At 74.3% G+C, this 26,654-nt stretch carries 21 protein-coding genes; 5 read left to right on the forward strand and 16 right to left on the reverse strand.

The window, feature by feature from the left end; all coding sequences use genetic code 11:
- Positions 1-177 precede the first annotated feature (177 nt).
- The 3 genes from RND61_RS17265 to aroA form a co-directional block, all read right to left on the reverse strand.
- On the reverse strand, positions 178-1,479 hold the full coding sequence (locus tag RND61_RS17265; protein WP_315878870.1) for a M50 family metallopeptidase: 1,302 nt from the start codon (positions 1,477-1,479) through the stop codon (positions 178-180).
- Complete coding sequence (gene dxr, locus RND61_RS17270; protein ID WP_315878871.1) at positions 1,476-2,735, reverse strand: 1-deoxy-D-xylulose-5-phosphate reductoisomerase; 1,260 nt, start codon at positions 2,733-2,735, stop codon at positions 1,476-1,478. Before dxr ends, RND61_RS17265 begins: the two co-directional genes overlap by 4 nt.
- A 68-nt stretch (positions 2,736-2,803) precedes the next feature.
- Positions 2,804-4,036 carry a 3-phosphoshikimate 1-carboxyvinyltransferase gene (aroA, locus tag RND61_RS17275; RefSeq protein WP_315878872.1) on the reverse strand — a complete coding sequence of 411 codons (1,233 nt, stop codon included), beginning with the start codon at positions 4,034-4,036 and terminating at the stop codon, positions 2,804-2,806.
- A 254-nt stretch (positions 4,037-4,290) separates the two neighbouring features.
- On the opposite strand from aroA, the gene RND61_RS17280 reads away from it, so the two are divergent.
- The gene (locus RND61_RS17280) at positions 4,291-4,965 is read left to right on the forward strand and encodes a helix-turn-helix domain-containing protein (protein ID WP_315878873.1); all 675 of its coding nucleotides are present in this window, start codon (positions 4,291-4,293) and stop codon (positions 4,963-4,965) included.
- A 142-nt stretch (positions 4,966-5,107) separates the two neighbouring features.
- The gene (locus RND61_RS17285; RefSeq protein WP_315878874.1) at positions 5,108-5,569 is read left to right on the forward strand and encodes a hypothetical protein; all 462 of its coding nucleotides are present in this window, start codon (positions 5,108-5,110) and stop codon (positions 5,567-5,569) included.
- A gap of 82 nt (positions 5,570-5,651) precedes the next feature.
- Here RND61_RS17285 and RND61_RS17290 read toward each other — a convergent pair whose 3' ends face one another.
- The 5 genes from RND61_RS17290 to RND61_RS17310 all read right to left on the reverse strand — a co-directional run bounded on the left by RND61_RS17290 (position 5,652) and on the right by RND61_RS17310 (position 14,127).
- Positions 5,652-7,589 carry an acyl-CoA dehydrogenase family protein gene (locus RND61_RS17290; RefSeq protein WP_315878875.1) on the reverse strand — a complete coding sequence of 646 codons (1,938 nt, stop codon included), beginning with the start codon at positions 7,587-7,589 and terminating at the stop codon, positions 5,652-5,654.
- Between the two features lie 157 nt (positions 7,590-7,746).
- Positions 7,747-9,192 (reverse strand): aldehyde dehydrogenase family protein, encoded by a 1,446-nt coding sequence (locus tag RND61_RS17295; RefSeq protein WP_315878876.1) that lies wholly within the window; start codon positions 9,190-9,192, stop codon positions 7,747-7,749.
- Positions 9,193-9,250: 58 nt separating this feature from the next.
- A complete protein-coding gene (locus RND61_RS17300) occupies positions 9,251-10,228 on the reverse strand; it encodes an EamA family transporter (RefSeq protein ID WP_315878877.1) in 978 nt (325 codons plus the stop codon).
- 95 nt (positions 10,229-10,323) lie between these two features.
- On the reverse strand, positions 10,324-11,904 hold the full coding sequence (locus tag RND61_RS17305; protein ID WP_315878878.1) for a PucR family transcriptional regulator: 1,581 nt from the start codon (positions 11,902-11,904) through the stop codon (positions 10,324-10,326).
- 114 nt (positions 11,905-12,018) lie between these two features.
- Positions 12,019-14,127 (reverse strand): ATP-binding protein, encoded by a 2,109-nt coding sequence (locus tag RND61_RS17310; RefSeq protein ID WP_315878879.1) that lies wholly within the window; start codon positions 14,125-14,127, stop codon positions 12,019-12,021.
- A 243-nt stretch (positions 14,128-14,370) separates the two neighbouring features.
- Here RND61_RS17310 and gabT point away from each other — a divergent pair, with 243 nt between their 5' ends.
- Complete coding sequence (gabT, locus tag RND61_RS17315; RefSeq protein ID WP_315878880.1) at positions 14,371-15,705, forward strand: 4-aminobutyrate--2-oxoglutarate transaminase; 1,335 nt, start codon at positions 14,371-14,373, stop codon at positions 15,703-15,705.
- A gap of 133 nt (positions 15,706-15,838) precedes the next feature.
- Positions 15,839-16,627 (forward strand): phosphatase PAP2 family protein, encoded by a 789-nt coding sequence (locus tag RND61_RS17320; protein WP_315878881.1) that lies wholly within the window; start codon positions 15,839-15,841, stop codon positions 16,625-16,627.
- Here the strand turns inward: RND61_RS17320 and RND61_RS17325 are convergent.
- From RND61_RS17325 to RND61_RS17355, 7 genes are all read right to left on the reverse strand, one after another.
- Positions 16,578-18,443, reverse strand: coding sequence for a chitinase (locus RND61_RS17325; RefSeq protein ID WP_315878882.1), 1,866 nt, complete (start codon positions 18,441-18,443; stop codon positions 16,578-16,580). The two genes, RND61_RS17320 and RND61_RS17325, sit on opposite strands and share 50 nt — an antisense overlap.
- Positions 18,444-18,509: 66 nt before the next feature.
- A complete protein-coding gene (locus RND61_RS17330) occupies positions 18,510-18,998 on the reverse strand; it encodes a hypothetical protein (protein ID WP_315878883.1) in 489 nt (162 codons plus the stop codon).
- Between the two features lie 183 nt (positions 18,999-19,181).
- A complete protein-coding gene (locus tag RND61_RS17335; protein ID WP_315878884.1) occupies positions 19,182-20,600 on the reverse strand; it encodes an NAD(P)/FAD-dependent oxidoreductase in 1,419 nt (472 codons plus the stop codon).
- 27 nt (positions 20,601-20,627) lie between these two features.
- On the reverse strand, positions 20,628-21,428 hold the full coding sequence (locus RND61_RS17340; protein WP_315878885.1) for an ABC transporter permease: 801 nt from the start codon (positions 21,426-21,428) through the stop codon (positions 20,628-20,630).
- Positions 21,428-22,333 carry an ABC transporter permease gene (locus RND61_RS17345; RefSeq protein WP_315878959.1) on the reverse strand — a complete coding sequence of 302 codons (906 nt, stop codon included), beginning with the start codon at positions 22,331-22,333 and terminating at the stop codon, positions 21,428-21,430. Before RND61_RS17345 ends, RND61_RS17340 begins: the two co-directional genes overlap by 1 nt.
- Positions 22,334-22,362: 29 nt before the next feature.
- Complete coding sequence (locus tag RND61_RS17350; protein WP_315878886.1) at positions 22,363-23,511, reverse strand: ABC transporter ATP-binding protein; 1,149 nt, start codon at positions 23,509-23,511, stop codon at positions 22,363-22,365.
- A gap of 51 nt (positions 23,512-23,562) precedes the next feature.
- Positions 23,563-24,810 (reverse strand): polyamine ABC transporter substrate-binding protein, encoded by a 1,248-nt coding sequence (locus RND61_RS17355; protein ID WP_315878887.1) that lies wholly within the window; start codon positions 24,808-24,810, stop codon positions 23,563-23,565.
- A gap of 704 nt (positions 24,811-25,514) precedes the next feature.
- On the opposite strand from RND61_RS17355, the gene RND61_RS17360 reads away from it, so the two are divergent.
- The gene (locus tag RND61_RS17360) at positions 25,515-26,063 is read left to right on the forward strand and encodes an NADAR family protein (RefSeq protein WP_315878888.1); all 549 of its coding nucleotides are present in this window, start codon (positions 25,515-25,517) and stop codon (positions 26,061-26,063) included.
- Between the two features lie 71 nt (positions 26,064-26,134).
- Here the strand turns inward: RND61_RS17360 and RND61_RS17365 are convergent, their stop codons facing one another.
- On the reverse strand, positions 26,135-26,626 hold the full coding sequence (locus RND61_RS17365) for a DUF4190 domain-containing protein (protein WP_315878889.1): 492 nt from the start codon (positions 26,624-26,626) through the stop codon (positions 26,135-26,137).
- Between the last annotated feature and the right edge of the window lie 28 nt (positions 26,627-26,654).

Raw genomic sequence — 26,654 nt, forward strand, 5'->3', positions numbered from 1 at the left:
CTGCTGTGCAACCCCAAGGTATGGATCGAGGCCCCGACATCGGCGGGCTCCAGGCTCCGAGATTACAGGTGGCATGCTCGCACCAGCACATCGCGGCGGGGTGTGCCGCCGGGGGAGCGGCCGGACGCGTCCGCGTCCGGCCGCTCCCCCGGGGTCCGCCCGCCCGCGTGGCGCGGGCTACGAGATCTTCACCGGGTTCACGATGTCGGCGAGGAGCACGAGCACCGTGAAGCAGATGAAGACGCCCGCGACGACGTACGCGACCGGCATCAGCTTCGCGACGTCGAAGGGGCCCGGGTCGGGGCGGCGGAACAGCCTCGCCAGGTGCCGCCGCGCGGACTCCCACAGGGCGCCCGCGATGTGGCCGCCGTCGAGGGGCAGCAGGGGCAGCATGTTGAAGAGGAACAGCGACAGGTTGAACGTGGCGAGCACCAGCAGGAACGACGCGATGATGTTCTGCGTCGGCACGTCGAGGTTCATCACCTCGCCGCTGATGCGGGCGGCGCCGACGATGCCGACCGGGGAGTCGGCCTTGCGCTCGCCGTCGCCGAAGGTGGCGTCCCACAGGTCGGGGATCTTGCTGGGGAGCGCGACGACGGCGTGGACGCCGTCCTCGATCATGCCGCCCATGCGGTCCACGGACTGGCCGAAGGAGAGCGGCACGATCTCGGTCTTGGCGGCGAAGCCGAGGTAGCCGGCGGGAACGTACTCGCCGGGGACCGCCTCGCCGTCGGCGTCCTTCTTCACCACCATGTTCTTCTCGAGCACGGGGTGGAGGACGAGCTGCCGGCCGTCGCGCTCGACGGTGACCGTGGCGGGGCCGATCGTGTCGCGGATGCGGGCGGACAGGGCGGCCCAGTCGGCGACGGGCTCGCCGTTGAAGGCGACGATGCGGTCGCCCTCCCTGAGCCCGGCGGCGTGGGCCGGGGACTCCTTGTCGCCCTTGGCGCACGTGTCGCGCTCCTCGCTCTGCGCGATGACGCACTTCTGCACGCCGGCGACCTCGGTCGTCTGCGTCGCGAAGCCGAACGACATGGCGACGCCGAGGAAGATCGCGACGGCGAGGACCAGGTTCATGAACGGCCCGGCGAACATGACGATGACGCGCTTCCACGGCTTGCGCGTGTAGAACAGCCGCTCCTCGTCGCCGGGCTGCAGCTCCTCGTACGCCGCCGAGCGGGCGTCCTCGATCATGCCGCGCCACGGGGAGGTGGACCGGGCCTCGATGCGGCCGTCCTCGCCGGGCGGGAACATCCCGATCATGCGGATGTAGCCGCCCATGGGGATGGCCTTGATGCCGTACTCCGTCTCGCCCTTCTTGCGGGACCAGAGCGTCGGACCGAAGCCGACCATGTACTGGGGCACGCGGATGCCGAACAGCTTGGCCGTGGAGAGGTGGCCCAGCTCGTGCCAGGCGATGGAGATCAGCAGTCCGACGGCGAACAGCACGATGCCGAGGATCGTCAGCAGTACGGTCATGCGCGGACCTCCGAGGTCGTCCCGGCGGCCTTGGCGGCCAGCTCGCGGGCCCGGGCACGGGCCCAGGTCTCCGCTTCCAGGACGTCCGGGACCGTCAGCGGGGTTCCCGAGGCGGGTGTGCCGTGCTCGGCGACGACCTCGGTGACCGTGTCCATGATGCCCGTGAAGGGGAGCCGGCCCGCGAGGAAGGCGTCGACGCACTCCTCGTTGGCGGCGTTGAACACGGCGGGGGCCGTGCCGCCGAGCCCGCCGACGTGCCGGGCGAGGTCGACGGAGGGGAACGCCTCCGTGTCGAGCGGGAAGAACTCCCAGGTCGACGCCGTGGACCAGTCGAAGGCGGGGGCCGCGTCCGGGACGCGCTCGGGCCAGCCGAGGCCGATGGCGATGGGGCCGCGCATGTCGGGCGGGGTGGCCTGGGCGAGGGTGGAGCCGTCGGTGAACTCCACCATCGAGTGCACGTACGACTGCGGGTGGACGACGACCTCGATGCGCTCGAACGGGATGTCGTACAGCAGGTGGGCCTCGATGACCTCCAGGCCCTTGTTGACGAGCGTGGCGCTGTTGACGGTGATGACCGGGCCCATCGCCCAGGTGGGGTGGGCGAGGGCGTCCTCGCGGGTGACCTCGGCCAGCTCGGCGCGGGTGCGTCCGCGGAACGGGCCGCCGGACGCGGTGACGACGAGCTTGCGGACGTCGGCGCGGGTGCCCGCGGCGAGGGCCTGGAACAGCGCGGCGTGCTCGGAGTCGACCGGGATGATCTGACCGGGCTTGGCGACGGCCTTGACCAGGGGTCCGCCGACGATGAGCGACTCCTTGTTGGCGAGCGCGAGGGTGCGGCCGGCTTCGAGGGCGGCGAGCGTCGGGGCGAGGCCGATGGAACCGGTGATGCCGTTGAGCACCGTGTGACAGTCGGACGCCGCGAGCTGGGCGGCGGCGTCCGGGCCGGCGAGGATCTCGGGCAGCGGTTCGGAGCCGTACCGCTCCGCCAGCGCGTCGCGCAGCGCGGGCACCGCGTCCTGGCGGGCCACGGCGACCGTGCGGACGCGCAGCCGGTGCGCCTGCTCGGCGAGGAGCCCGGCCCGGCCGCCCGCGGCGGAGAGCGCGGTGACGCGGAACCGGTCGGGGTTGCGCAGCACCAGGTCGATGGCCTGGGTGCCGATGGACCCGGTGGAGCCGAGGACGACGATGTCCCGGCGGCCTTCGGCCGGATCGAAGGCGATGTGCGGGTCGGCGAGGGGTGCTGGGCTGTCGCTCATGCCCCCATTCTTGCCGCATCCGGCTCCTGCGTTGACCGGCTCCCCCGGGTGGCCACTTCCGGAGGGCGTCAGTCCGTGGCGTCGCGGTACCGGGCGAACGCCTCGTGGAAGCCGGGGAACGTCTTCCGCACGCAGCCGGGGTCGTCGAACGTGATGCCGGGGGCGCGCAGCGCGGTGACGGCGAAGGACATGACCATGCGGTGGTCGCCGTGGGTGGCGATCTCGGCGGGCCGGGGCGTGCCGGGGTGGATCTCCAGCCAGTCGGGGCCGGTGGTGGCGGTGACGCCCAGGCGACGGAGGTTGTCGGCGCAGGCGTCGAGGCGGTCGCACTCCTTGAGGCGGGTGTTGGCGACGTCCTCGATGCGGACGGGCCCGTCGGCGAAGGGGGCGAGGGCTGCGAGGGTGGGCATCGTGTCGGAGATGTCGCGCATGTTCGCGGTGAGGCCGTGAAGGCGACCGGTGCCGCGCACGGTCGTCGCGTCGGCGGTGGTCTCGACGTGGGCGCCCATGCGGCGCAGGACGTCGGTGAAGCGGAGGTCGCCCTGGAGGGCGCCGGCGCCGAGGCCGGGGACGGTGACCTCGCGGCCGGTCAGGGCGGCGGCGGCGAAGAAGTAACTGGCGGTGGAGGCGTCCGGCTCGACGGCGTAGGTGGTGGCGCGGTAGCCGGTCGGGGGGACGGTGAAGACGTCGCCGTCGCGGACGGGCTCGGCGCCGAACGCGCGCATCATCGCGAGGGTGATCTCCACGTACGGCACGGAGACGAGGTCCGTGACGGTGATGCGCAGGCCCTCGGCGGTGAGCGGGCCGAGCAGCAGCAGCGCGGTGAGGAACTGGGAGGACTGCCCGGCGTCGAGGGTGAGGTCGCCGCCCTTGATCCCGGCGGCGGCGATGCGCAGCGGGTGGTGGCCCTCCGCCTCCTCGTGGCGCAGGTCGGCGCCGAGGGCGCGCAGGGCCCGGGTGAGCGGGCCGAGGGGGCGGCGGCGCAGTTGGGGCGAGGCGTCGAAGCGGAAGTCGCCGCGACCGGCGGCGGCGAGGGCGGGCAGGAAGCGTCCGGTGGTGGCGCCGTCGCGGCAGTGGACGTCGGCGGTGGCGGCGGGCGGCCCGTCGGGGTGGCCGGTGACGCGCCAGGCGCCGGGGGTGCGCTCGACCTCGTAGCCGAGGGCGCTCAGGCCCTCGGCGAAGCCCTCGGTGTCGTCGGAGGCGAGGGGGCGCAGGAGGGTCGTGGTGCCGTCGGCCGCCGCGGCGAGGAACAGGGCACGGGCGGTGACGGACTTGGAGCCGGGTATGTCGATGACGGTCACGGCGCCCATCCTGCCGGGTGGGGCCGGGCGGGCGCCTCGTGTCTCAGGGGGTGGTCAGCGCCCGGCGGCGTGCGGGGGGAACGGCGCGTCCCGCGGACGCGGGCGGGGCGGCGCGTCCCGTGGGGCGTGCGGGCGACACGTCGGAAATGTTTCACCCGGCGCGCCGATCCGAGGAACATGTGCGCGGACACAAGGGCCGGGGCCGCGCGGTCGCTCGAGGGACGCGGCCGGGTCACGTCATCCGGGGGGATGCCATGGACACAGCCGTACGCGCACGGACGGCGGGCAGGGGACGCGGGGTGCTGGAGGGGGCGTTCGCGCTGCTGGACGCCCTTCGGCGGCACGGCGGCGAGGCGGGGGTGACCGAGCTGGCGGCCGCGTGCGGGATGCCCAAGAGCACGGCGCACCGGCTGCTGGAGCAACTGGTGGCCCTGGAGGCCGTGGAGCGCCGCGGTCCGCGCTATCGGCTGGGCGCGCAGCTCTACCGGCTCGGCCAGGGGTGGCAGCCGCACCCGGGGCTGCGGGCGGCGGGGCGCCTGCCCCTGCACCGGCTGAGGGCCGCCACGGGGGGCAGTGTGCTGCTGGCGGTGCTGCGGGAGGAGCGGGCGCTGACGGTGTGCTCGGTGCCCGGCCGGGTGGAGCCGTTCGTACCGGTCCGTGACGGCGAGGCGTTCTCGCTGGACACGGCGCTGGGCAAGGCGCTGCGCGGCCCGGTGCGCGGCGGCGCCGTACTGGACCGGGAGGAAGTGGTGGCGGGGGTCTGCTGCGCCGCGCTGCCGGTGCGGTCCCCGGCGGGGGCCGTGGTGGGGGCGGTGGCCGCGATGGTCGAGGCGGGCCAGCGGCTGGAGGTGGTGGCGGACCGGGTCGCCGAGGCGGCCTGCGCCGTCTCCCGCGCGCTGGCCCGGGCGGGGGTCGAGGTGCGGCCGTGAGGGCGCGCGTGGGCGTTCCACTCAGCGGAACGCGCGTAGATGCGGGCCGGTGCCGCCGGGCAGGGTGGAGGTGTGCCGGGGGAAGGCACGGGCCCCGCGGGACGACGCGGGGCCACCACATCACCCAAGGGGGAAACCGACCATGCGTGGAATCGCTCGAACGGCCGCGGCCGCACTCGTCTCGCTCGCCGGCGTCGCCGGGTTCGCCGGGACGGCGCAGGCCGAACCGATCGACTACGTCCGCATCGAACTGCTGGAGCTGACCTGCCACCAGCAGAGCGAGGGCGATCACGACGAGGCCTACCTGAAGGTCACCGACGCCAACGGCAACGCCGTCAAGGTGTGGCCCGGGAGCCTCAAGTACCAGACGATGGGCCCGGGTTACGTGCGGTCGATGACGGACGGGAACGGCAACGCGGCCCTCGTCCTCGGCAAGCAGCAGGCCCGCACCATGACGCTGTGGGACGACGACACGACGAGCGGCGACGACAAGCTGGGCTCGACGCTCGTCACCGGCAGCGAGGCGGGCGCCGAGGTCCAGTACCGCTCGCTCGAGGGGTCCGGCGGCGTCTACACCATCGCCTACCGGGTCATCGACATCTGACGGTCCCGGCGCCGTCGCGCGCCGGTTCGCCGGGCGGGCCGTCCGCCCGCCCGGCGACGGGCCGCGCGCCGCACCGGCGCGGTCACCGGACGGGGCGGTGGACGTTCTCGCGGGTGGAGGGTCCGTGGGTGGCGTCGGCGATCCAGGGGCCGTCGCCGCTGGGGTCGAGGACGCCCTCCTCCAGCCAGGCGTAGCGGCCGGCGAGAACCCCCTCGACCACGTGGCGGTCGACGTCGTCGGTGTTGCCCCAGAGGCGGCCGAACAGCTCCTCGACGCGGAGCCGGGACTGGCGGCAGAACGTGTCGGCCAGTTCGTAGGCGGCGCGCCCGTGGTCGCCGTTGGTGCGCAGCAGTTCGGCGCGCACGCAGGAGGCGCTCATCGCGAAGAGTTCGGCGCCGATGTCGACGATCCGGCCGAGGAACGCCTGCTTGGTCTCCATGCGGCCCTGCCAGCGGGACATGGCGTAGAAGGTGGAGCGGGCCAGTTTGCGGGAGGCCCGCTCGACGTAACGGAGGTGCTGGGCGAGGTCGGGGCGGCCCTTGGGGTGGAAATCGGCGTACGCGGTGGGGAGCTGGCCGCGGCCGGCGACCAGCCGGGGCAGCCAGCGGGCGTAGAAGGCGCCGGCCTGGACACCGGCCTTCGCCTTGTCGCCGAGGGTCTTGTCGGGGTCGATGATGTCGCCGGCGACGGCGAGGTGGGCGTCGACGGCCTCACGGGCGATCAGCAGGTGCATGATCTCCGTGGAGCCCTCGAAGATCCGGTTGATGCGCAGGTCGCGCAGGAGCTGCTCGGCGGGGACGGGGCGTTCGCCGCGGGCGGCGAGGGACGCGGCGGTCTCGTAGCCGCGTCCGCCGCGGATCTGGACCAGTTCGTCGGCCATGAGCCAGGCCATCTCGGAGCCGTACAGCTTGGCGAGGGCGGCTTCGATGCGGATGTCGTTGCGGTCCTCGTCGGCCATCTGGCTGGACAGGTCGAGGACGGCCTCCAGGGCGAAGGTGGTGGCGGCGATGAAGGAGATCTTCGTGCCGACCGCCTCGTGGTGGGCGACGGGCTTGCCCCACTGCTCGCGGGCGGCGGACCACTCGCGGGCGATCTTCAGGCACCACTTGCCGGCGCCGGCGCACATGGCGGGCAGGGAGAGGCGGCCGGTGTTGAGGGTGGTGAGGGCGATCTTCAGGCCGGCGCCCTCGGGGCCGATGCGGTGGGCGGCGGGAACGCGGACCCGGTGGAAGCGGGTCACGCCGTTCTCCAGGCCGCGCAGCCCCATGAAGGCGTTGCGGTTCTCGACGGTGACGCCCTCGGAGGTGGCCTCCACGACGAACGCGGTGATGCCGCCGGGGTGGCCCTCGGACTTCGGTACGCGGGCCATGACGACGAGCAGGTCGGCGACGACGCCGTTGGTGGTCCACAGCTTGACGCCGTCGAGGACGTACTCGTCGCCGTCGGGGACGGCGGTGGTGGCCAGACGGGCCGGGTCGGAGCCCACGTCGGGTTCGGTGAGGAGGAAGGCGGAGATGTCCGTGCGGGCGAGGCGCGGCAGGAACGCCTCCTTCTGTTCCGGGGTGCCGAAGAGTTTCAGCGGCTGCGGTACGCCGATCGACTGATGGGCGGAGAGCAGGGCGCCCACGGCGGGGCTGACGGAGCCGACGAGGGCGAGCGCCCTGTTGTAGTACACCTGGGTGAGGCCGAGCCCGCCGTACCTGGTGTCGATCTTCATGCCGAGCGCGCCGAGCTCCTTGAGGCCGTCGATCACCGCGTCGGGGATGCGGGCCTCGCGCTCGATGAGGGCCCCGTCGATCTCCGTCTCGCAGAAGTCGCGCAGCTTGGCCAGGAACTCCTCGCCGCGCTGGACGTCCTCGGCGGGGGGCAGCGGGTGGGGGTGGATCAGGTCGAGGCGGAAGCGGCCGAGGAACAGCTCCTTGGCGAAGCTGGGCTTGTGCCAGTCCTGCTGGCGGGCGGCCTCGGCGACCTGCCGGGCCTCGCGCTCGGAGACTTTGGGTGTGTGGTGCGGGCCGGGCATGGGGGCTCACCTCACCGCGGGTCGGGGGTGGCCGGCCGGTGGTCCTACCGGTCGGTGCTACTCGTCCGTGTTACCCGATTACGGCGGGTACGAAAAGACGACCGGAGCCCCCGCACAGTGGGCTCCGGTCGTCGGCTCGGCCGTACGAGTGACCGGGTTACAGGGCCAGACCGGTGAGGACCAGCACCCGCTCGTACGTGTAGTCGTCCATGGCGTACGCGACGCCCTCGCGGCCGACGCCGGACTGCTTGACGCCGCCGTACGGCATCTGGTCGGCGCGGTACGACGGGACGTCGCCGATGATCACGCCGCCGACCTCGAGCGCGCGGTGGGCGCGGAACGCGGTGCGCAGGTCGTGGGTGAACACCCCGGACTGGAGGCCGAACTTGGAGTTGTTGACCTCGGCGAAGGCGGCGGCCTCGCCGTCCACCTTGTGGAGCGTCAGCACCGGGCCGAAGACCTCCTCGTGGGCGAGGGTCGTGTCGGCCGGCAGGTCGGCCAGCACGGTCGGGGCGTAGCTGGCGCCCTCGCGCTTGCCGCCGGCGAGGAGGGTGGCGCCGCCCTCGACGGCCTCGTCGACCCACGCCTCGACGCGCTTGGCGGCGTCCTCGCTGACGAGCGGGCCCACGTCGGTGGACTCGTCGGCCGGGTCGCCGGTGCCCTGCGCCTCGACCGCGGCGACGATCTTCGGGACGAGCCGGTCGTAGACGGAGGCGTCCGCGATGACGCGCTGGACGGAGATGCAGGACTGGCCGCCCTGGTAGTTGGAGAAGGTGGCGATGCGGCTCGCCGCCCAGTCCAGGTCCTCTTCCGAGGACCAGTCGGCCAGGACGACGGCCGCGGCGTTGCCGCCCAGCTCCAGCGTGCAGTGCTTGTGCGGCACGGACCGCTGGATGGCGTAGCCGACCTTGTCGGAGCCGGTGAAGGAGATGACCGGCAGGCGCTCGTCCTGGACGAGGGCGGGCATGCGGTCGTTGGACACCGGCAGGACGGACCAGGAGCCGGCGGGCAGGTCGGTCTCGGCGAGCAGTTCGCCCAGGAGGAGGGCGGAGAGCGGGGTGGCCGGGGCCGGCTTGAGGATGATCGGGGCGCCGACGGCGATGGCCGGGGCGACCTTGTGGGCGCACAGGTTCAGCGGGAAGTTGAACGGCGCGATGCCCAGGACGGGGCCCTTGGGGAAGCGGCGCGTCAGGGCGAGACGGCCGGTGCCGCCGGCGTCGGTGTCGAGGCGCTGGGCCTCGCCGCCGTTGAAGCGGCGGGCCTCCTCGGCGGCGAAGCGGAAGACGGACAGGGCACGGCCGACCTCGCCGCGGGCCCACTTGAGGGGCTTGCCGTTCTCGGCGGTGATGAGCCGCGCGATCTCCTCGGTGCGCTCGGCGAGCCGCTTCGACACGTGGTCGAGGGCGGCGGCGCGTACGTGCGCGGGGGTCGCGGCGAACTCGTCGGCCACGGCGTGGGCGGCGGCCACGGCCTCTTCGACCTGGGCCTCGGTGGGCACGCTCACCCGGCCGACGAGGCGGCCGTCCCAGGGGGAGGTGACGTCGAAGGTGGTCTCGCCGGTGGCCTGGCGGCCGGCGAGCCAGAAGGCGTGGGTGGCAGTCATCGCGGTCCCGGCCCTTTCCGAGTAATGGGGTGTCTGGCGCACGCGCTCGGCGCTCAGCTCACACGGTAGGCCCGGACGGACGGCTGGGGACTTGTCCGCCGTGGAGCGGTAGCGGCTCCGGCTCCGCCGGTTCGGCAGGTACGGTGCGCCGTTCGGCGCGGACGATCAGCCAGACGCCGGCCACGACGACGGCGCCACCGAGGGCGATGGGCCAGGTCAGCGCCTCGTCGAGGACGAGCCAGCCGAGGAGGACGGCGACGACGGGGTTGACGTAGGCGTAGGTGGCGACGAGGGAGACCGGGGCGCTGTGGAGGAGCCAGACGTACGCGGTGAAGGCGAGCAGCGAACCGAAGACGACCAGGTAGGCGAGGGCGGCCCAGGAGCGGGCGGAGACGGCGGCCGGGTCCAGTCCGCGCTGCTCGCCGCGGGCGAGGCCGACGAGGGCGCAGCCGAGGCCGCCGGCCACCATCTCGTACGCGCTGGCGGCGAACGGGTTGCGGGGCATGGGCACGCGGGAGGAGGAGAACGAGCCCGCGGACCACATGAGGGTGGCGGCGACGACGGTGAGGACGCCGCCGATGCGGACGTCGCCGCTCAGGCCGGGGAGGGTGAGGACGGCGAGCCCGGCGAGGCCGAGCAGGACGCCGGCGTACGCGAAGGTCCCCGGGCGTTCGCCGAACGCGGTGCGCAGGACGACCACCCAGGCCGGTACGACGGCGACGAGGAGGGCGGCCAGGCCGGAGGGCACGGAGGTCTCGGCGAGGACGACGAGGCCGTTGCCGCCGAGGAGCAGCAGCAGGCCGACGACGGCGGTGGAGGCGAGCTGGGCCCGGGTGACCTTCAGGACGCCGGGCCCGTGGCGCCAGGCGAGCAGCGCGGCGAGGAGCAGTCCGGCGACGACGAAGCGGGCGCCGGCGGAGAGGAAGGGAGGGAGGGTCTCGACGACGATGCGGATGCCGAGGTAGGTGGAGCCCCACACGAGGTACACGATCGCCAGCGCGGCCCACACGGTGCCGCTGATGCGCGCGGTTGTCATGAGCAGGAGAGTATGGATCTTGCGCGCGATCGGCAAAGAATCTGCCCGGTTCCGGGCAGGCGACCGTGGTTATCACGGCTGGCGGGGGGTTTCCCCTACTTCTTCCTGGGCTGGTCGTACGCCGGCGGCCGGTCGCCCGTCGTCTTGAGGGCGAGCCACAGCTCCATGCGGACGTCCGGGTCGTCCAGGGAGCGGCCCAGGATCTCCTCGACCCGCCGCATCCGGTAGCGCAGCGTGTGGCGGTGCACGCCCAGGTCGGCCGCGGCGGCGTCCCACTGGCCGTGCCGGGAGAGCCAGGCGCGGACGGAGGCGACCAGGTCGCCGCGGCCGGTCGCGTCGTGCTCGTACAGCGCCCGCAGCATGCCGTCCGCGAAGGCCCGTACGGCGTCGTCCGCGAGGAGCGGCAGGAGGGAGCCGGTGGCCAGCTCCTCGTGCTCGACGAGGGCGCGGCCCCGCCGGCGGGCCACCGACAGGGCCTGCTCGGCCTGCTTGTAGGCGGTGGTGGCCGCTATCGGGCCGGCCGGGGCGGACAGGCCGATGACGGCGCCGGCGTCGTCGGCCTCGCGGGCGGCGTACGCGTCGCAGGCGGTGACCACCGCTCCCCCGTCCTCGGCCAGGACGACCAGCCGGTCCTCGCCCTCCGGGACGGTCAGCACGGCCTCCCCCGCACGGGCGGCGGCCGCCTCCAGCGTGTCGGCGAGCGCGGCGAGCGGCGGCTCGGCGGCGGGGTCCGAGTCGCCCGCCGCCTCCGCGATCAGCAGCCGGAACGGGGCGTCCAGCAGGCTCCCGTACAGGTCCCCGGCGACCGTGCGGGCGTGGTCGGGCTGTCCGGCGAGCATCATCCGCAGCACCGCCGCGCCGAGGCGCTGCTCGGCGGCCTGCAGGGACCGCGACCGCTCCGTGGTGAGGGTGAGCAGGGCGACCGCCGAGTGGACGGCGTACCGTTCCGCCGTGCCGAGCGGGGCCCCCGTGCCCACCGCCAACGCGCCGCGCACGCGCCGCCCGGTGCCCAGCGACTGGAGCTCGACCCGGTCGTCGGTGCCGCCGACGACGGCGCTGGCCGGGGCGGGCCGTTCGCGCAGCCGCTCCACGTCCGGGGTGAGCCGGGCGGCCCGTCGCGCCGCCCAGTCGGGCGCGGCGGTCAGGACGGCGCCGGACGCGTCGTACAGCGCCGCCCAGCCGTCGACGTGCGCGGCGAGCCGGGCCACCACGGCGTCGGGGCCCTCGGCGAGCGCCGCCCGGGTCAGCTCCCGCTGCGCCTCGAACCCGGCGGTCACGGCCCGGTACTGGTCGGCGGCGAGCGCGGCGGAGACCGCCTTGGAGATGGCGAGGAACGGCGTGCGGCGCGGCACCTCCAGCAGCGGCAGCCCCTCCTCGCGGGCGGCCTCCAGCAGGGCCGGCGGGATCTCGTCGTGGTTCACGCCGACCGCGAAGCCGACCCCGACGACCCCCGCCCGGGCCAGCCGGCGGACGTACCGGCGCATCGCCCCGCCGTCCTCGGCGTCGAGCGTCATGGCGGTGGTGAGCAGCAGCTCCCCGCCCTCCATGTACGGGACGGGGTCGGCGAGCTCGCTGACGTGGGCCCAGCGGACGGGCGTGTCGAGGCGGTCCGCGCCGGCGCGCACGACGAGCTTGAGCGCGGAGTGCTGGACGAGCGAGGCGAGGGTGAGCGGCATGGGACCGGCGGGCCTTCGGGAGGGGACGTGGGGGGTGGCGACTTTTCGCCGTCCCGTATGAACGGCTCCCTTCGATTCTGCCAGGGCGTACGACTGCGCCCCACGTCGCGCGGCTCACCCCCGCAGATCGACCAGCAGCGGCGGCGCGTGCTCCCCGCGGACGCCGGTGACCGACAGCACCGCGTGCCCGGCGGGCACCCCGTGCGCCAGCTCGGACGCCGACCAGCGCTGCCGCTCGACCTCCCGGACCGTGACCGCCTCGGCGGTGGCGGCGCGGCCGGTGACCAGGCGCCGCATGAAGTGCACGGCCTTGGTGAGCGGCTCGTCGGAGACGATCTGGCGGTTGGTGACGTCCCGCGTCTGCACCCACTCGGTGCCCCACACCTCCGCGAACCTGCCGCCGTCCCACGGCGCGAGTCCCGCGAACGCCATCCGGCAGCCGACCGCGCCGAGCAGCGGCCCGCGCAGCGCCTCCGGTACGTCCTCCAGGGTGCGCAGCGACAGCACGACGCCGGCGTGCGCGGAGCGGAGCCGCTGGATGGCGCGGACGGAGTCGGCGGTGATCGTGTCGGTCGCGTCGTCCAGGACGAGGCAGGCGAACAGCGACCGGTCGGCGCGGGCGAGCGCGGCCTCCGTGAACTGGGCGAGCAGCAGCCGGGCGACGATCCGGGACGCCTCGGCGTGGCCGCGCTCCGGCAGGTCGACGCGGACGCGCAGCGGGTGCTCGATGGCGCGCAGCGAGAAGCGGCGGCCCTCGCCGCCGGTGCGGAAGGAGTCCGCGAAGGCCGGGCGGTCCAGGAAGGCGACGCGCTCCGCGAGCAGGACGGCGACGTCGTCACCGCGTTCGGCCTGCCGCGCCCGGGCGTCCAGCTCGCGCAGTTGCGCGGGGTCCCCGGCGACGGCGGCGCGCAGCTCCGCGAGGGCCCGCGGGGCGCCGCCGAGGAGTTCGCGCAGCTCCGGCACGGCGGGGAAGCGGCCGTACGCGGCCCGGTACGGACCGATGAGCTGGGCCAGCGCGGTCGCGGCGCGGCGGCTGTCCGGAAGGAGGTCGCCGACCAGGGCCTCCGCCAGGGTGCGGGCGGCCTCGTCGGGGTCGTCGGCGCCCCCGTACAGGTCGAGGTCGTGCCGCGCGCCGGGCCGGCCGACCGCGATGACGACGTCGAACGCCGCGTCCGGGGCGAGCGGCGCGCCCTGGGCGGTGACGGCGACGACGGCGGCGCGGTTGGCAAGGGCCTGGAGGCACAGCGACTCGGTGACGGGCCGGACGAGCCGGACGGTCTTGCCGGAGGCGGCCGGGCCCACCGCGAGGAGGGACGTGCCGAGCAGGGCCGGTTCGAGGGCGACGCCGGTGGTGCGGCGGGCGTACGGGTTGCGGGGGTGGTCGGCCGCGGTGCCGATGCGGACCTGGCCGGTGGCGAGGTCGTGGGTGGCGGTGCGGACGGGGAGGTCCCGCTCGCCGGAGGGGTGGGCGCAGGCGGCGGGGCCCTGGGCGCGCACCGCCTCGGCGAACGCGGCGAGCCGGTCGGGGTGGGTGCGCACGCCGTGCCAGGCGCGCTGGATGCGGGCGTAGTCCACGTCACCGAGCGCGCCTGCCCGGGTGGCCTCGGCGAGCCGGTCGGCGACCGCGGTCAGGCCGGCGGCGCGCAGCTCGGGCCAGTCGGCGGGGTCGGCGCCGTGGCGGGGCGGCGGGGGCGGGGCGGCCGTGGCGCGGGAGCGGCGGGCGTAGCGGCGGAAGATCTCCGGGACGTGCCCGACGCGGGCGAAGAAGACGAGGAGGCCGCCGCCGACCAGCGCGTAGTAGACGTAGCTGGCGGTGGCCCAGGTGGACGGCTCGTGGCGCCAGGAGTCCGGGGTGAGGACGAGGAGGGGCCACAGCCAGTAGTGGCCGAGGTAGCCGTTCCACAGGAGGGACCACAGGAGCCAGCCGCTGAGCAGGGAGATCAGCGCGCCGGCGAGGAGCCGCCGGGCGGGGACGCGCTCGGGCTCCTCCTGGGGGCGGGGGCGGTGGCCGAACCGCCACACGCCGGGTTCGGCCTCGGGGCGCGGGGTGCGCAGCCAGTCCGCGACGGACGTCCCGCCCGGGGACCCGGGCGCGTGGCGCGGCGCGGGCGGGGCCGGCGGGCGGGGCGGCGGGGCGGCCGGCTGCGGTGGCGGACCGGCCGGGTGCGGGACCGGGCCGGCGTGGGCGCCCCGTGCCTCGTACGACGTACCGTCCCTGTCCATCAATCCCTGCCCCCTGAGCTGCCAGGCCGCGCGCGTCTGCGCACCGGCCAATCTAGTGCCCGTACGGGGTGTTGGGGCCGGTCGACGCGGACGCGAACGGCACCGGGGCGACGCTATGTCCGCCGCGGACAACGGCACCGGCCGCACCACTCCCGAACGGCGCATGCCCGGGGGCCCCGCCCGGGCCTAGCCTGCGGGGGAAAGTAGAGACATAGCGTCCGTAAGCACCCCCAGGAGCCCCGCATGACCGAAATTCCGCAGGAGCGCCGCGTCGTCACCGCCATCCCCGGCCCGAAGTCGCAGGAGCTTCAGGCCCGCCGCGTCGCCTCCGTCGCGGGTGGCGTCGGCTCCGTGCTCCCGGTGTTCACCGCCCGCGCGGGCGGCGGCATCATCGAGGACGTCGACGGCAACCGCCTGATCGACTTCGGCTCCGGCATCGCTGTGACCTCCGTGGGCGCCTCCGCCGAGGCCGTCGTGCGTCGCGCCTCCGCGCAGCTGGCGGACTTCACCCACACCTGTTTCATGGTCACGCCGTACGAGGGGTACGTGGAGGTCTGCGAGGCGCTGGCCGAGCTCACGCCCGGTGACCACGCCAAGAAGTCGGCGCTGTTCAACAGCGGTGCCGAGGCCGTCGAGAACGCGGTGAAGATCGCCCGCTCGCACACCGGGCGCCAGGCCGTCGTCGTCTTCGACCACGGCTACCACGGCCGGACGAACCTCACGATGGCGCTGACCGCCAAGAACATGCCGTACAAGCACGGCTTCGGCCCGTTCGCCCCCGAGGTGTACCGCGTGCCGGTGGCGTACGGCTACCGCTGGCCGACCGGCCCGGAGAACTGCGGCCCCGAGGCCGCCGCCCAGGCCATCGACCAGATCAGCAAGCAGGTCGGCGCGGACAACGTCGCCGCGATCATCATCGAGCCGGTCCTCGGCGAGGGCGGCTTCATCGAGCCGGCCAAGGGCTTCCTGCCGGCGATCGCGCAGTTCGCGAAGGACAACGGCATCGTCTTCGTCGCGGACGAGATCCAGTCCGGCTTCTGCCGCACCGGCCAGTGGTTCGCCTGCGAGGACGAGGGCGTCGTCCCGGACCTGATCACCACCGCCAAGGGCATCGCGGGCGGCCTGCCGCTCGCCGCCGTCACCGGCCGCGCCGAGATCATGGACGCGGTGCACGGCGGTGGCCTGGGCGGCACCTACGGCGGCAACCCGGTGGCCTGCGCCGGTGCGCTCGGCGCCATCGAGACGATGAAGGAGCTCGACCTCAACGGCAGGGCGAAGCGCATCGAGGAGGTCATGAAGGGCCGCCTCACCGCCATGCAGGAGAAGTACGAGATCATCGGCGACATCCGCGGCCGCGGCGCGATGATCGCGATCGAGCTGGTGAAGGACCCGGCGACCAAGGAGCCGAACCCGGAGGCCGCCGGCGCGCTGGCGAAGGCCTGCCACGCCGAGGGCCTGCTGGTCCTGACCTGCGGCACGTACGGCAACGTGCTGCGCTTCCTGCCCCCGCTGGTGATCGGCGAGGACCTGCTCGACGAGGGCCTGGACATCATCGAGGGCGCCTTCGCCCGCATCTGACGGCTGCCCGGCGGCCCGCCCGACGGCCCGGAACGCGCCGGTCCGGGCGGGTCGTGAAGAAGCTGTGGGGGGCCGATGGCGGGTTGGAGATCCGCCTGTCGGTCCCCCCGCCCGTGGCGTACGGTCGAGACCGATGAGAGAAGAACCCCGCCCGCGGGAAACCGGGGGCGGATCCGGGTCGGGGCTTCCCCGGTTCCGCCCCGGGCGTGCCTTCGCGCACACCGCCGGCACCTCGCGTACCGGCGATCCTCACCGATCGGACGGTCGCCCGCCCCATACCCCCCGGGGCGAGCGGCACACCGGTCCCGCCGGCCGTCCCGGAACAACCCCCCCTGTTCCGGGACGGCCGGCTTTCGTCGTCGCGCTGCTCTCCCTGTGCGGGTTCCTGCTGGTCACGTGGCAGGTGGCGGTCCGCGGGCCGCTCGCCGCCCTGGACGAGCGCGCCGGGCGGGCCCTGGCCGGCCGCGGCCCCGCGTGGCTCACCGAGCTGGGCGCCGACCTCGGCGGCCTTCCCGTCGCCCTCCCCGTGCTGGCCGCCGCCGTGGCGTACGCCGTGTGGCGCGGGCGCCGGTGGCAGGCGCTGTGCGCGGGCGCGGCCATGGCGCTCGTACCGGCCCTCGTGGTCCCGCTGAAGCTGCTCCTCGACCGGCCCGGTCCGCTCACCGACGCGACGGGCTACTACCCGTCCGGGCACACGGCGACGGCGCTGGTGGCGTACGGGGCGGCGGCGCTGCTGACGCGCCGGCGCGCGCTGGTGCCCGTCGCCACGGTGCTGACGGCGGCGACGGGCACCGGTCTCGTCCTGCGCGGCTACCACTGGCCGCTGGACGTGGTGGGCAGCGTGCTGTTGTTCGGGGCGGGCCTCCTCGGGGTCAGCGCCATCCGTAGGCGTCGAAGTTCCGGGAGAACTCCCAGCCGTTGAAGCGGTCCCAGTTGATGGACCAGGTCATCAGGCCGCGCAGGGCGGGCCAGGTGCCGTGGGGCTGGTAGGTGCCGCAGTCGGTCTTCCTGGTGAGGCAGTTCAGGGCCTTGTTCACCTCGGCGGGCGGGGTGTGGCCGTTGCCGGCGTTCGGGGAGGCGGGCAGGCCGATGGCGACCTGCTCGGGGCGGAGCGCCGGGAAGAAGCGCCCGGCGTCGCCCGCGACGGGGAAGCCGGTGAGCAGCATGTCGGTCATCGCGATGTGGAAGTCCGCGCTGCCCATGTGGTGGTACTGGTTGTCGAGGCCCATGATCGGGCCGGAGTTGTAGTCCTGGACGTGCAGGAGCGTCAGGTCGTCGCGCAGGGCGTGGATGACCGGCAGGTAGGCGCCGGCGCGCGGGTCCTGCCCGCCCCAGGGACCGGAGCCGTAGAACTGGTAGCCGAGCTGCACGAAGAAGGTCTCGGGCGCCATCGTCAGGACGAAGTCGGGGCCGTACTTGGCCTTCAGCGTCTTCAGCGCCGAGATCAGGTTGACGATGACCGGCGTCGTGGGGTTGCGGAAGTCGGTGTCGCCCGTGTTCAGGGAGAGCGAGTGGCCTTCGAAGTCGATGTCGAGGCCGTCGAGGCCGTACTCGTCGATGATCTTCGAGACGGAGGAGACGAAGGCGTCGCGGGCGGCGGTGGAGGCGAGCTGGACCTGCCCGTTCTGGCCGCCGATGGAGATCAGGACCTTCTTGCCGGCGGCCTGCTTGGCCTTGATGGCCGCCTTGAACTCGTCGACGGTCTCGACGTTCGGGCACTCGGTGCGGGGACAGAGGCTGAAGCGGATGTCGCCGGAGGTGACGGAGGTCGGTTCGCCGAAGGCGAGGTTGACGACGTCCCAGGAGTCCGGCACGTCGGCCATGCGGGTGTACCCGGAGCCGTTGGCGAAGCTGGCGTGGAGGTAGCCGACGAGGGCGTGGGCGGGCAGCTGCGGGCCGGGGCCGGGGGTGCCGCCTTCGGCGGTGCGCGCCGTGGTGACCGGGGACTTGGGGGACTCGCCCGCGCTGTTAGTCGCGGTGACCTGGAAGGCGTACGAGGTGTTGGCGGCGAGGCCGGTGACGGTGGCCGACGTGCCGGTGACCGACAGGGCCTTCGCGCCGTCGCGGTAGACGGTGTAGCCGGTCGCGCCGCTGACGGGTTGCCAGCTCAGCGGCACGCTGGAGGAGGTGGGGGTGCCCGCGGTGAGCCCGGTGGGCGCGGCGGGGACCGTGACGGGGTCGCCGCCGGGGCCGGTGAGGGAGAGGTCGTCGGCGTGGTAGGCGGGCGTGCCGTACCAGCCGTGCGTGTAGAGGGTGACCGAGGTGGTGGCGGGGCCGGTGCGGAAGGTCGTGGTGAGCTTCTGCCAGTCGGCGGCCGAGGGCGTCCAGGTGTACGTGTCGGTGGTGCCGGTGCCGGACGCGCCGAGGTACGCGTAGCCGCCCCGCACCCAGCCGCTGAGCGTGTACGCCGAGTCGGGGCGCACGGCGACGGTCTGGGAGCAGCGGGCGTTGTCGCCGCCCGCGGGGGTGGCCTTCAGGGCGCGGGTGCCGCCGTGCACGGGCGAGGTGACGGCGGCGGCCGCGCCTCCCGCCGTGCAGGTCCAGCCGTCCAGGCCGGCCTCGAAGCCGCCGTTGCGGACGAGTTCGGTGTCGGCGAAGGCGGCGGGTGGGGCGGCTTCGGCCGCGGTCGCGGGGTGCGGGCGGGCCTCGGCGGTCCGCGTCGCGGCGATGAGGCCGCCCGCCGCGATCGTGGCCGCCAGTACGGCGGCGAGAGGTCTGGTGCGACGGGTGCGGTCCACAACTTCCTCCGGGTGTGGGGGTGTCGACGTGCGGCGCGCACAACATGGTCCAGACCAATCCGGTTGTCAAGACCTCCGGTCGTCACCGCCCCCCGCGAGGCGCCCCGCCGCCTCGTGCATCGCCAGCTCCAGCAGCGCCGGGTCGGTGAGCGTGCCCGCTCCGTCCGGCAGGACCAGCCAGCGCACCCCGCCCAAGGCCCGCCCCGGGTACGGGACGACGATCCAGGTGCCGCCGCCTGCACCGCGGACCCCCGTGCCGACCCAGCGCGCGGCCGTGCCGGCCGGGACGAAGAAGCCCACCCGCTCGTCGCCGAAGTCGCGGAGTACCGGCCCGGGGCGGTCGACCAGCCGCTGGAGCACGTCCAGCGTGGGGTAGCCGAGCCGGGCCGGGACGATGAGCACGTCCCAGCGCCGCCCGGCGGGCAGGAGCGTGGTCCCCCGCGGGTCGCGCTCCCACTCCCACCGGCAGGCGTCGGGGTCGGGCGCCACCGACACCAGCCACTCCACCACCGCCCCGGACGAGCCGGCCCTCCCCGAAACCCCAGAACCCGTCATGCGTCCACAGCCTCCATGTCCGCGCGTGACTGCCCTGCCCGGCAGTTCCCTCACACGGGAGAGGTGGACGCGCGGGGATCGTCACGCGGTTTCGCCGTTCCCGAAGGAGTGAACCGGCGCGCGGACGGGCGCGGCGGGCGCACGGCGCTCGCCCGCCCGGCGCGCGGCGGCGGGGCGCCCCCGCTAGCTGTCGAAGCCGAGGCCGAGGCGGTCCAGGGCGCGCAGCCACAGGTTGCGGCGTCCGCCGTTGGCGTCGGCGCGGGCCAGGGACCACTTGGTCACGCCGATGCCCGCCCAGGTGAACGGCTCCGGCGGGAACGGCAGCGGTTTGGTGCGGACCATCTCCAGCTCCGTGCGCTCCGTGCGCTCCCCCGACAGCAGGTCCAGCATCACGTCCGCGCCGAACCGGGACGCGCCCACGCCGAGCCCGGTGTACCCGGCGGCGTACGCGACCCGGCCGCGGTGCGCGGTGCCGAAGAAGGCGGCGAAGCGGGAGCAGGTGTCGATGGCGCCGCCCCAGGCGTGGCTGAACCGCACGCCCTCCAGTTGCGGGAAGCAGCGGAAGAAGTGCGCGGCGAGGGTCAGGTACGTCTCGGGGCGCTGGTCCAGTTCGGCGCGGACGCGCCCGCCGAACGGGTAGATCGCGTCGTAGCCGCCCCACAGGACGCGGTTGTCGGCGCTGAGCCGGAAGTAGTGGAACTGGTTGGCGCTGTCGCCGAGGCCCTGGCGGTTCCTCCAGCCGACGGAGGCGAGCCGGTCCGCGGTGAGCGGCTCGGTCATCAGGGCGTAGTCGTAGACGGGGACGGTGTAGGGGCGGGCGCGCCGGACGAGGGACGGGAAGACGTTGGTGCCGAGGGCGACCCGGCGGGCGAGGACGCGGCCGTACGGGGTGCGGACGGCCATGGCGGCACCGGACGCGGCGAGGTCGAGGCCGCGGGTGTTCTCGTACAGGCGGACCCCCGCGTCGAGGCAGGCCCGCTTCAGGCCCCAGACGAGCTTCGCCGGGTGGAGGACGGCGACGCCGCGCCGGTCCCAGAGGCCGCCGAGGAACGTCGGCGAGTCGACCTGGGCGCGGACCGCGTCCCGGTCGAGGAGCTCCAGGCCGCCGCCGAGGCCGCGCCGGCCGGCCTCCTCGTACAGCGCGCGCAGCTCGTCGAGTTGGTGGGGTTCGGTGGCGACGTCGATCTCGCCGGTGCGCTCGAAGTCGCAGTCGATGCCGTACGCCGTGAGGGCGTCCTCGATGGCGTCGAGGTTGCGCGCGCCGAGCTCCTCCAGCTTCGGCAGTTCGGCGGGCCAGCGGGCCAGGCCGTTGCCGAGGCCGTGGGTGAGGGAGGCGGCGCAGAAGCCGCCGTTGCGCCCGGAGGCGGCCCAGCCCGCCTCCCGGCCCTCGATGAGCACGACGTCCCGCCCGGGGTCGCGCTCCTTGGCGAGGAGCGCCGTCCACAGCCCGGTGTAGCCGCCGCCGACGACGAGGAGGTCGCAGTGCTCGGTGGCGGCGAGGGCGGGCAGGGCGGCGGGCCTGCCGGGGTCCTCCAGCCAGAAGGGGACGGGCTGGGCGTCCGAGAGCGATCGTGCGGCGGTGCGCATGGCGGCGGGGGCCATGGCTCCCACTCCCTCCGGGTTCCGGTGCTACTGGTGTCTTCCCGTCCGTTTCCGGCGGGCGGTGAGCAGGTGTCCGGCGACGACGGCCAGCACCGCGACGACGGACATCGCCGTGCCGACGACGTTGATCTGCACGGGGGTGCCGCGCTGGGCCGAGCCCCACACGAACATGGGGAAGGTGACCGTCGAGCCGGCGGTGAAGTTGGTGATGATGAAGTCGTCGAACGACAGCGCGAAGGCGAGCAGCGCGCCGGCCGCGATGCCCGGTGCCGCGATCGGCAGGGTGACCCGCAGGAAGGTCTGCACGGGGCCGGCGTAGAGGTCCCGCGCGGCCTCCTCCAGGCGCGGGTCCATGGACGTCACGCGCGCCTTGACCGCGACGACGACGAAGCTCAGGCAGAACATGACGTGGGCGATGAGGACCGTCCAAAAGCCCAGCTCGGCGCCCATGTTGAGGAACAGCGTGAGCAGCGAGGCGGCCATGACGACCTCGGGCATGGACATCGGCAGGAAGATCAGCGCGTTGACCGCGCCGCGCGCCCGGAAGCGGTAGCGGACCAGCGCGAAGGCGATCATCGTGCCGAGCGCGGTCGCGCCGAGCGTGGCCCAGACGGCGAGCTGGAGCGACAGGGTGAGCGCGCCGCACAGGTCGGGGACGCCGCAGGGGTCCTTCCAGGCGTCCAGCGAGAACCGCTGCCAGGTGTAGTTGAAGCGGCCGTCGGGCCGGTTGAACGAGAACACCAGGACGACGACGTTCGGCAGGGTGAGGTAGGCGAGCGTGAGCAGGCCCGCGAGGACGACGAGGTGGCGTCGTATCCAGCGCAGCATCAGACCAGGTCCTCCGTTCCGGCCCGGCGGATGTGGACGGTGACCACGATCAGCACGACGGCCATGAGGAGGAACGACAGCGCGGCTGCGGTCGGGTAGTCGAGCACCCGGAGGAACTGGCCCTGGATGACGTTCCCGATCATCTTCGTGTCGGTCGACCCGAGGAGCTCGGCGTTGACGTAGTCGCCGCTCGCGGGGATGAAGGTGAGCAGCGTGCCGGAGACGACGCCCGGCATGGACAGCGGGAGGGTCACCGTGCGGAAGGTGGTGGCGGGCGGGGCGTAGAGGTCCCCGGCCGCCTCGTGGAGCCGCCCGTCGATCCGCTCCAGCGAGGTGTACAGCGGCAGGATCATGAACGGCAGGAAGTTGTACGTCAGTCCGCACACGACCGCGAGCGGCGTGGCGAGGACCCGGTCGCCCTCGGTCCAGCCGAGCCGGCTGGTCACGTCGAGGACGTGCAGCGCGTCGAGGGCCCCGACGACGGTGCCGCCGTCCGCGAGGATCGTCTTCCAGGCCAGCGTCCGGATGAGGAAGCTGGTGAAGAACGGCGCGACGACGAGGACGAGCAGGACGTGGCGCCAGCGGCCGGCCCGGAAGGCGATGAGGTACGCGAGCGGGTAGCCGAGCAGCAGGCACAGCAGGGTGGCGGTCCCGGCGTACAGCAGCGACTTCGCGAACTGCGGGTGGTACTCGCGCAGGGCCTCCCCGTACGTCGAGAAGTGCCAGGTGACCCGGAACCCCTCCTCCAGGGAGCCGGTCTGCACGGAGGTGGACGCCTGGTAGACCAGCGGCAGGACGAAGAAGACCAGCAGCCACAGGACGCCGGGCAGCAGCAGCCAGTACGGGACGAGCCGCCGGCGCGCGGAGCGCCGCCGTGCGGCGGGGGCGGGGGCGGTCGTCGCCACCGCCCCGGGCGGGGTGCCGGTGGCGGTCGTCACGGGGCGTCCTCCACCGTCGGGGCGCCCGCCTCCGCGTCCTGCGCGGCGTCGAGGCCGAAGGTGTGGGCCGGGTTCCAGTGGAGGACGACCTCGGCGCCGGGGACGAGCCGCGGGTCGCGTTCGACGTTCTGCTCGTACACCTGGAGGCCGGTGCCGGCGGGGCCGTCGACGGCGTACTGGGTGGACACGCCGATGAAGGACGCGTCGGTGACGCGGCCGGTGACCCTGTTGCGGCCGGCGGGGATCGCGTCCGCGTCGTCGGCGTGCGCGAGCGCGATCTTCTCCGGGCGGATGCCGACGAGGAGCCGGCCGCCGGGGCGGGCGGGGGCGGAGCAGCGGGCGGCGGGCAGCCGCAGCGCGCCGCCGCCGGCCGTGACGACGACGTCGGCGCCGGACTCGGCGACCTCGGCCTCGATGAGGTTGGAGGTGCCGAGGAAGTTGGCGACGAACGTGGTGCGCGGGTTGTCGTACAGCTCGGCGGGGGCGCCCAGTTGCTCGACGCGGCCGGCGTTCATCACGGCGACCGTGTCGGCCATGGTCATGGCCTCCTCCTGGTCGTGGGTGACGTGGACGAACGTGATGCCGACCTCGGTCTGGATGCGCTTGAGCTCCAGCTGCATCCGGCGGCGCAGCTTCAGGTCGAGGGCGCCGAGCGGCTCGTCGAGGAGGAGCACGCGGGGGTGGTTGATCAGGGCGCGGGCGACGGCGACGCGCTGCTGCTGGCCGCCGGAGAGCTGGTGCGGGCGGTGCCGGGCCCTGTCGCCGAGCTGGACGAGGTCGAGCATCTCCTCGACCTGGCGCTTGACGGACCTGACGCCGCGCCGGCGCAGGCCGAAGGCGACGTTCTCGTGGACGTCCAGGTGCGGGAAGAGGGCGTAGGACTGGAAGACGGTGTTCACCGGCCGCTTGTGCGGGGGGAGGCCGGTGACGTCGCGGTCGCCGAGCAGGACCGCGCCGGTGGTGGGTTCCTCCAGGCCGGCGATCATGCGCAGGGTGGTGGTCTTGCCGCAGCCGGAGGCGCCGAGGAGGGCGAAGAAGGAGCCCTCGGGGACGGTCAGGTCGAGCGGGTGGACGGCGGTGAACGAGCCGTACGTCTTGCTGATCCCGGCGAGGCGGACGTCGCCGCCGGTGTGCGTGTCGGTCATGGGTGGGGTCCCAGGGGGTCGGGGGCGGAACGGGGGCGGGCCGCGGTCGGCTCAGGCGCCGATGAGCTTGGCGAACTTCTCCTCGAACGCCGTCTCCTCCGCGCCGCTGAGGGAGCGGAAGGCGTGCGACTTCGCGGCCGTGGCCCGGTCGGGGAGGATCAGCGTGTTCGCCGCCATCGCCGGGTCGATCCGGGCGAGTTCCTCGCGTACGCCCTCGACGGGGCAGACGTAGTTGATGTACGCGGCGAGCCGGGCGGCGACGGGGGGCTCGTAGTAGTAGTCGATGAGCTTCTCGGCGTTGGCCTTGTGCCGGGCCCCGGCCGGGACGAGCAGGTTGTCGGTGGAGGTGAGGTAGCCGGCGGCGGGGATCGCGAACCTGATGTCGGGGTTGTCGGCCCGGAGCTGGATGAGGTCGCCCGCCCAGGCGAGGCACGCCGCCAGGTCGCCCTTGCTGAGGTCGGCGGTGTAGTCGTTGCCGGTGAAGCGGCGGATCTGCTTCGTGTCGACGCCCTTCTGGAGGCGGCCGATCGCCGCGTCGTAGTCGGCGGCGGTGACCGCGCCGGGGTCCTTGCCCATGTCGAGGAGGGTCATGCCGACCGTGTCGCGCATCTCGGAGAGGAAGGCGACGCGGCCCTTGAGCCGGGGGTCGTCGAGGAGCTGGGTGACGGAGTCGACCGTGCGGCCGCCGGTCGCCCTGGCGTTGTAGGCGATGACGGTGGAGATGCCGGTCCAGGGGTAGGAGTAGGCGCGGCCCGGGTCCCAGTCGGGGCGGCGGAACTGCGGGGCGAGGTTGGCGTACGCGGTGGGGAGGTTCGCCGGGTCGAGCTTCTGGGCCCAGCCGAGGCGGATGACGCGGGCGGCGAGCCAGTCGGTGAGGCAGATCAGGTCGCGCCCGGTGTCCTGGCCGGCGGCGAGCTGCGGTCTGATCTTGCCGAAGAACTCGACGTTGTCGTTGATGTCCTCGGTGTACCTGACCGCGATCCCGGTCCGCTCGGTGAACTCCTCCAGCGTGGGGCGGCGCTTCTCGTCCTCGCTGACGTCGATGTACTGCGTCCAGTTGGAGAAGGTGAGCCGCCTCTCCGCGGCCGAGTGGTCGGTGGGGGCGGGGCCCTGGCCCTCCCGTCGGGCGGGCGGGATGCCGCAGCCGCTCAGCCCGGCGAGCCCGGCGAGGGCGAGGGCACCGGCGCCCTGGGCGCGCAGCAGGGAGCGGCGGGTGAGGGCTCCCCTGCCGTTCGCCAGGCTGCGCCGCATCGCGGCGCGTTGTGCCGCGGAGAGGCGGTCGGGCTCGTACTGCTCCATGCGCTGTGCCTTTCGGGAGGGGTCGGGCCGCCGGCCGGGCGGCGTGCTGCGGGCGTCGGGCCCCGGAGACCGTGCGGCGCCGATCCTTCCCGGCGACCGCGGTGTTGTCGTGGATGACGTGTTTGACCTGCGTGTACTGCTCGAAGGAGTAGGTTGGCACGCCCTTCCCGAAGCCTGGCGCTCGGTGGCCCCCGTGGGGCGTCCCGCTGACGGTCGGGACGGGGCCGCCGCCCGGGACGCGGCCCGCCCGGACGGCGCGGCCCGCCCGGACGGCGCGGGCGGCCCGGACGACGTGGACGGCGCGGGCGGCCCGGACGACGTGGACGGCGCGGGCGGCGCGGGCGGCGACGGCCGCGTCCACGTCGGCGGTGCCGGCCGGTTCGTACGTGCGGGCCTCCTCGCCGCGGGCGGGGACGACGGGAGCGTGGGCGCGGCCCGGGGTGCCGGGCCGCGGGCGGCCCGCGGTGCGCCGCGCACCCGCGGCGGGACGCTGCCCCGCTCCGCGGCGGTGGGGAAGCGGTCGTCCATGGACGCTCTCCGTTGTCCCGGCGTGAATGGGGTGCCGATCCTGGCAGAGGGCCACCCACCCAACAAGGGATTCCGTTGTTGCCTTTTGATTACGCGACGGATTCGGTCGACCCCGTGGCGTGCCGCGCCGGAAAACCCCGTACGGAGTGTCAGGGGCGGCTGCCATGCTGGCGTGCATGGAACGGCTGGAAGCGCTGATCGGGCGGGTCGGCAGGGGTGACCGGGTGAAGTACCTGCATTTCTGGGGGCACCGCCCGCGCCCCGACGGGAGGATCGGGGCGAGCTGCCTGAGCCAGTGGTGGCCCTCTCCGTTCACGGTCGACGGCGTCGTGTACGCGACGGCGGAGCACTGGATGATGGCCGCCAAGGCACGGCTGTTCGGCGACGCCGAGGCGGAGCGGAGGGCCGTCTCGGCGGCGAATCCGGCGCTCGCGAAGAAGGCGGGGCGGCTGGTGCGCGGCTTCGACGAGGCCGTCTGGGAGCGCGAGCGGTACGGGATCGTGGTGGCGGGCAGCCGCCACAAGTTCGCGCACCACCCGGAGTTGCTGGGCTTCCTGCTCGGCACGGGCGACCGGGTCCTGGTGGAGGCCAGCCCGGTGGACCGCGTGTGGGGGATCGGGCTCGCCGCCGACGACGAGCGCGCCCACGACCCGGCCCGCTGGCGGGGCCTCAACCTGCTGGGCTTCGCGCTGATGGACGCGCGCGAGGAGCTGCGCGGGCGGTAGTGCGGCGGGGTCGGACGCCGGTGGCCCGACACGCCGGGGGCGTGCCGGGCCACCGGGGCCGGACGGTCCGGTCAGGTGCTGGAGGCCAGGCCCATGGCGCCGGCGAACAGCAGCAGCAGGATGCCGGGGATCAGGACGGCCGAGATGATGCCCGTGATGAGGCCCGCCGTGGCCGCGCCCTTGTTGGTCGCCTCGCCGCGGTTGGCCTTGCCCCGGCCGACCGCGCCGAAGATGATCGCGAGGATGCCGAGGATCACGCCGATGAACCAGAGGAAGACGGTCAGGTTGCAGACGACGCCGATGATGCCGAGCACCAGGCCCGCGGTGCCCAGCCCGTTGCTGGGCTGCGGCACGGGCGCGCCGTAGACGGGCGCGGGCGCCGCGTACGGCGAGGGCTGCGGAGCGGTCGGGTAGCCGGCCGGGGACGGCGGAGCGGTCGGGTAGCCGGCCGGGGGCGGCGGAGGGGTGGCCGGTGCCGGGTACCCGTAGCCGGGCTGCGGCGGCTGGCCGGTGCCGTACGGGCTGGGCCCGAAGCCGCCGGGCTGCTGATACGGGTCGGACATGAGTGGTCTCCCCTCCGAGGAACGCGTC

The organism is Streptomyces tamarix, from assembly GCF_032423885.1.
Taxonomy (GTDB): Bacteria; Actinomycetota; Actinomycetes; order Streptomycetales; family Streptomycetaceae; genus Streptomyces; species Streptomyces tamarix.

Excerpts from the sequence above, each read along its gene's own strand:
- RND61_RS17265 (WP_315878870.1), bottom strand. The coding sequence starts at position 1,479 with ATGACCGTACTGCTGACGATCCTCGGCATCGTGCTGTTCGCCGTCGGA.
- dxr (WP_315878871.1), bottom strand. The coding sequence starts at position 2,735 with ATGAGCGACAGCCCAGCACCCCTCGCCGACCCGCACATCGCCTTCGAT.
- RND61_RS17280 (WP_315878873.1), top strand. The coding sequence starts at position 4,291 with ATGGACACAGCCGTACGCGCACGGACGGCGGGCAGGGGACGCGGGGTG.
- RND61_RS17285 (WP_315878874.1), top strand. The coding sequence starts at position 5,108 with ATGCGTGGAATCGCTCGAACGGCCGCGGCCGCACTCGTCTCGCTCGCC.
- RND61_RS17290 (WP_315878875.1), bottom strand. The coding sequence starts at position 7,589 with ATGCCCGGCCCGCACCACACACCCAAAGTCTCCGAGCGCGAGGCCCGG.
- RND61_RS17295 (WP_315878876.1), bottom strand. The coding sequence starts at position 9,192 with ATGACTGCCACCCACGCCTTCTGGCTCGCCGGCCGCCAGGCCACCGGC.
- RND61_RS17300 (WP_315878877.1), bottom strand. The coding sequence starts at position 10,228 with ATGACAACCGCGCGCATCAGCGGCACCGTGTGGGCCGCGCTGGCGATC.
- RND61_RS17305 (WP_315878878.1), bottom strand. The coding sequence starts at position 11,904 with ATGCCGCTCACCCTCGCCTCGCTCGTCCAGCACTCCGCGCTCAAGCTC.
- RND61_RS17310 (WP_315878879.1), bottom strand. The coding sequence starts at position 14,127 with ATGGACAGGGACGGTACGTCGTACGAGGCACGGGGCGCCCACGCCGGC.
- gabT (WP_315878880.1), top strand. The coding sequence starts at position 14,371 with ATGACCGAAATTCCGCAGGAGCGCCGCGTCGTCACCGCCATCCCCGGC.
- RND61_RS17320 (WP_315878881.1), top strand. The coding sequence starts at position 15,839 with ATGAGAGAAGAACCCCGCCCGCGGGAAACCGGGGGCGGATCCGGGTCG.
- RND61_RS17330 (WP_315878883.1), bottom strand. The coding sequence starts at position 18,998 with ATGACGGGTTCTGGGGTTTCGGGGAGGGCCGGCTCGTCCGGGGCGGTG.
- RND61_RS17335 (WP_315878884.1), bottom strand. The coding sequence starts at position 20,600 with ATGGCCCCCGCCGCCATGCGCACCGCCGCACGATCGCTCTCGGACGCC.
- RND61_RS17340 (WP_315878885.1), bottom strand. The coding sequence starts at position 21,428 with ATGCTGCGCTGGATACGACGCCACCTCGTCGTCCTCGCGGGCCTGCTC.
- RND61_RS17350 (WP_315878886.1), bottom strand. The coding sequence starts at position 23,511 with ATGACCGACACGCACACCGGCGGCGACGTCCGCCTCGCCGGGATCAGC.
- RND61_RS17355 (WP_315878887.1), bottom strand. The coding sequence starts at position 24,810 with ATGGAGCAGTACGAGCCCGACCGCCTCTCCGCGGCACAACGCGCCGCG.
- RND61_RS17360 (WP_315878888.1), top strand. The coding sequence starts at position 25,515 with ATGGAACGGCTGGAAGCGCTGATCGGGCGGGTCGGCAGGGGTGACCGG.
- RND61_RS17365 (WP_315878889.1), bottom strand. The coding sequence starts at position 26,626 with ATGTCCGACCCGTATCAGCAGCCCGGCGGCTTCGGGCCCAGCCCGTAC.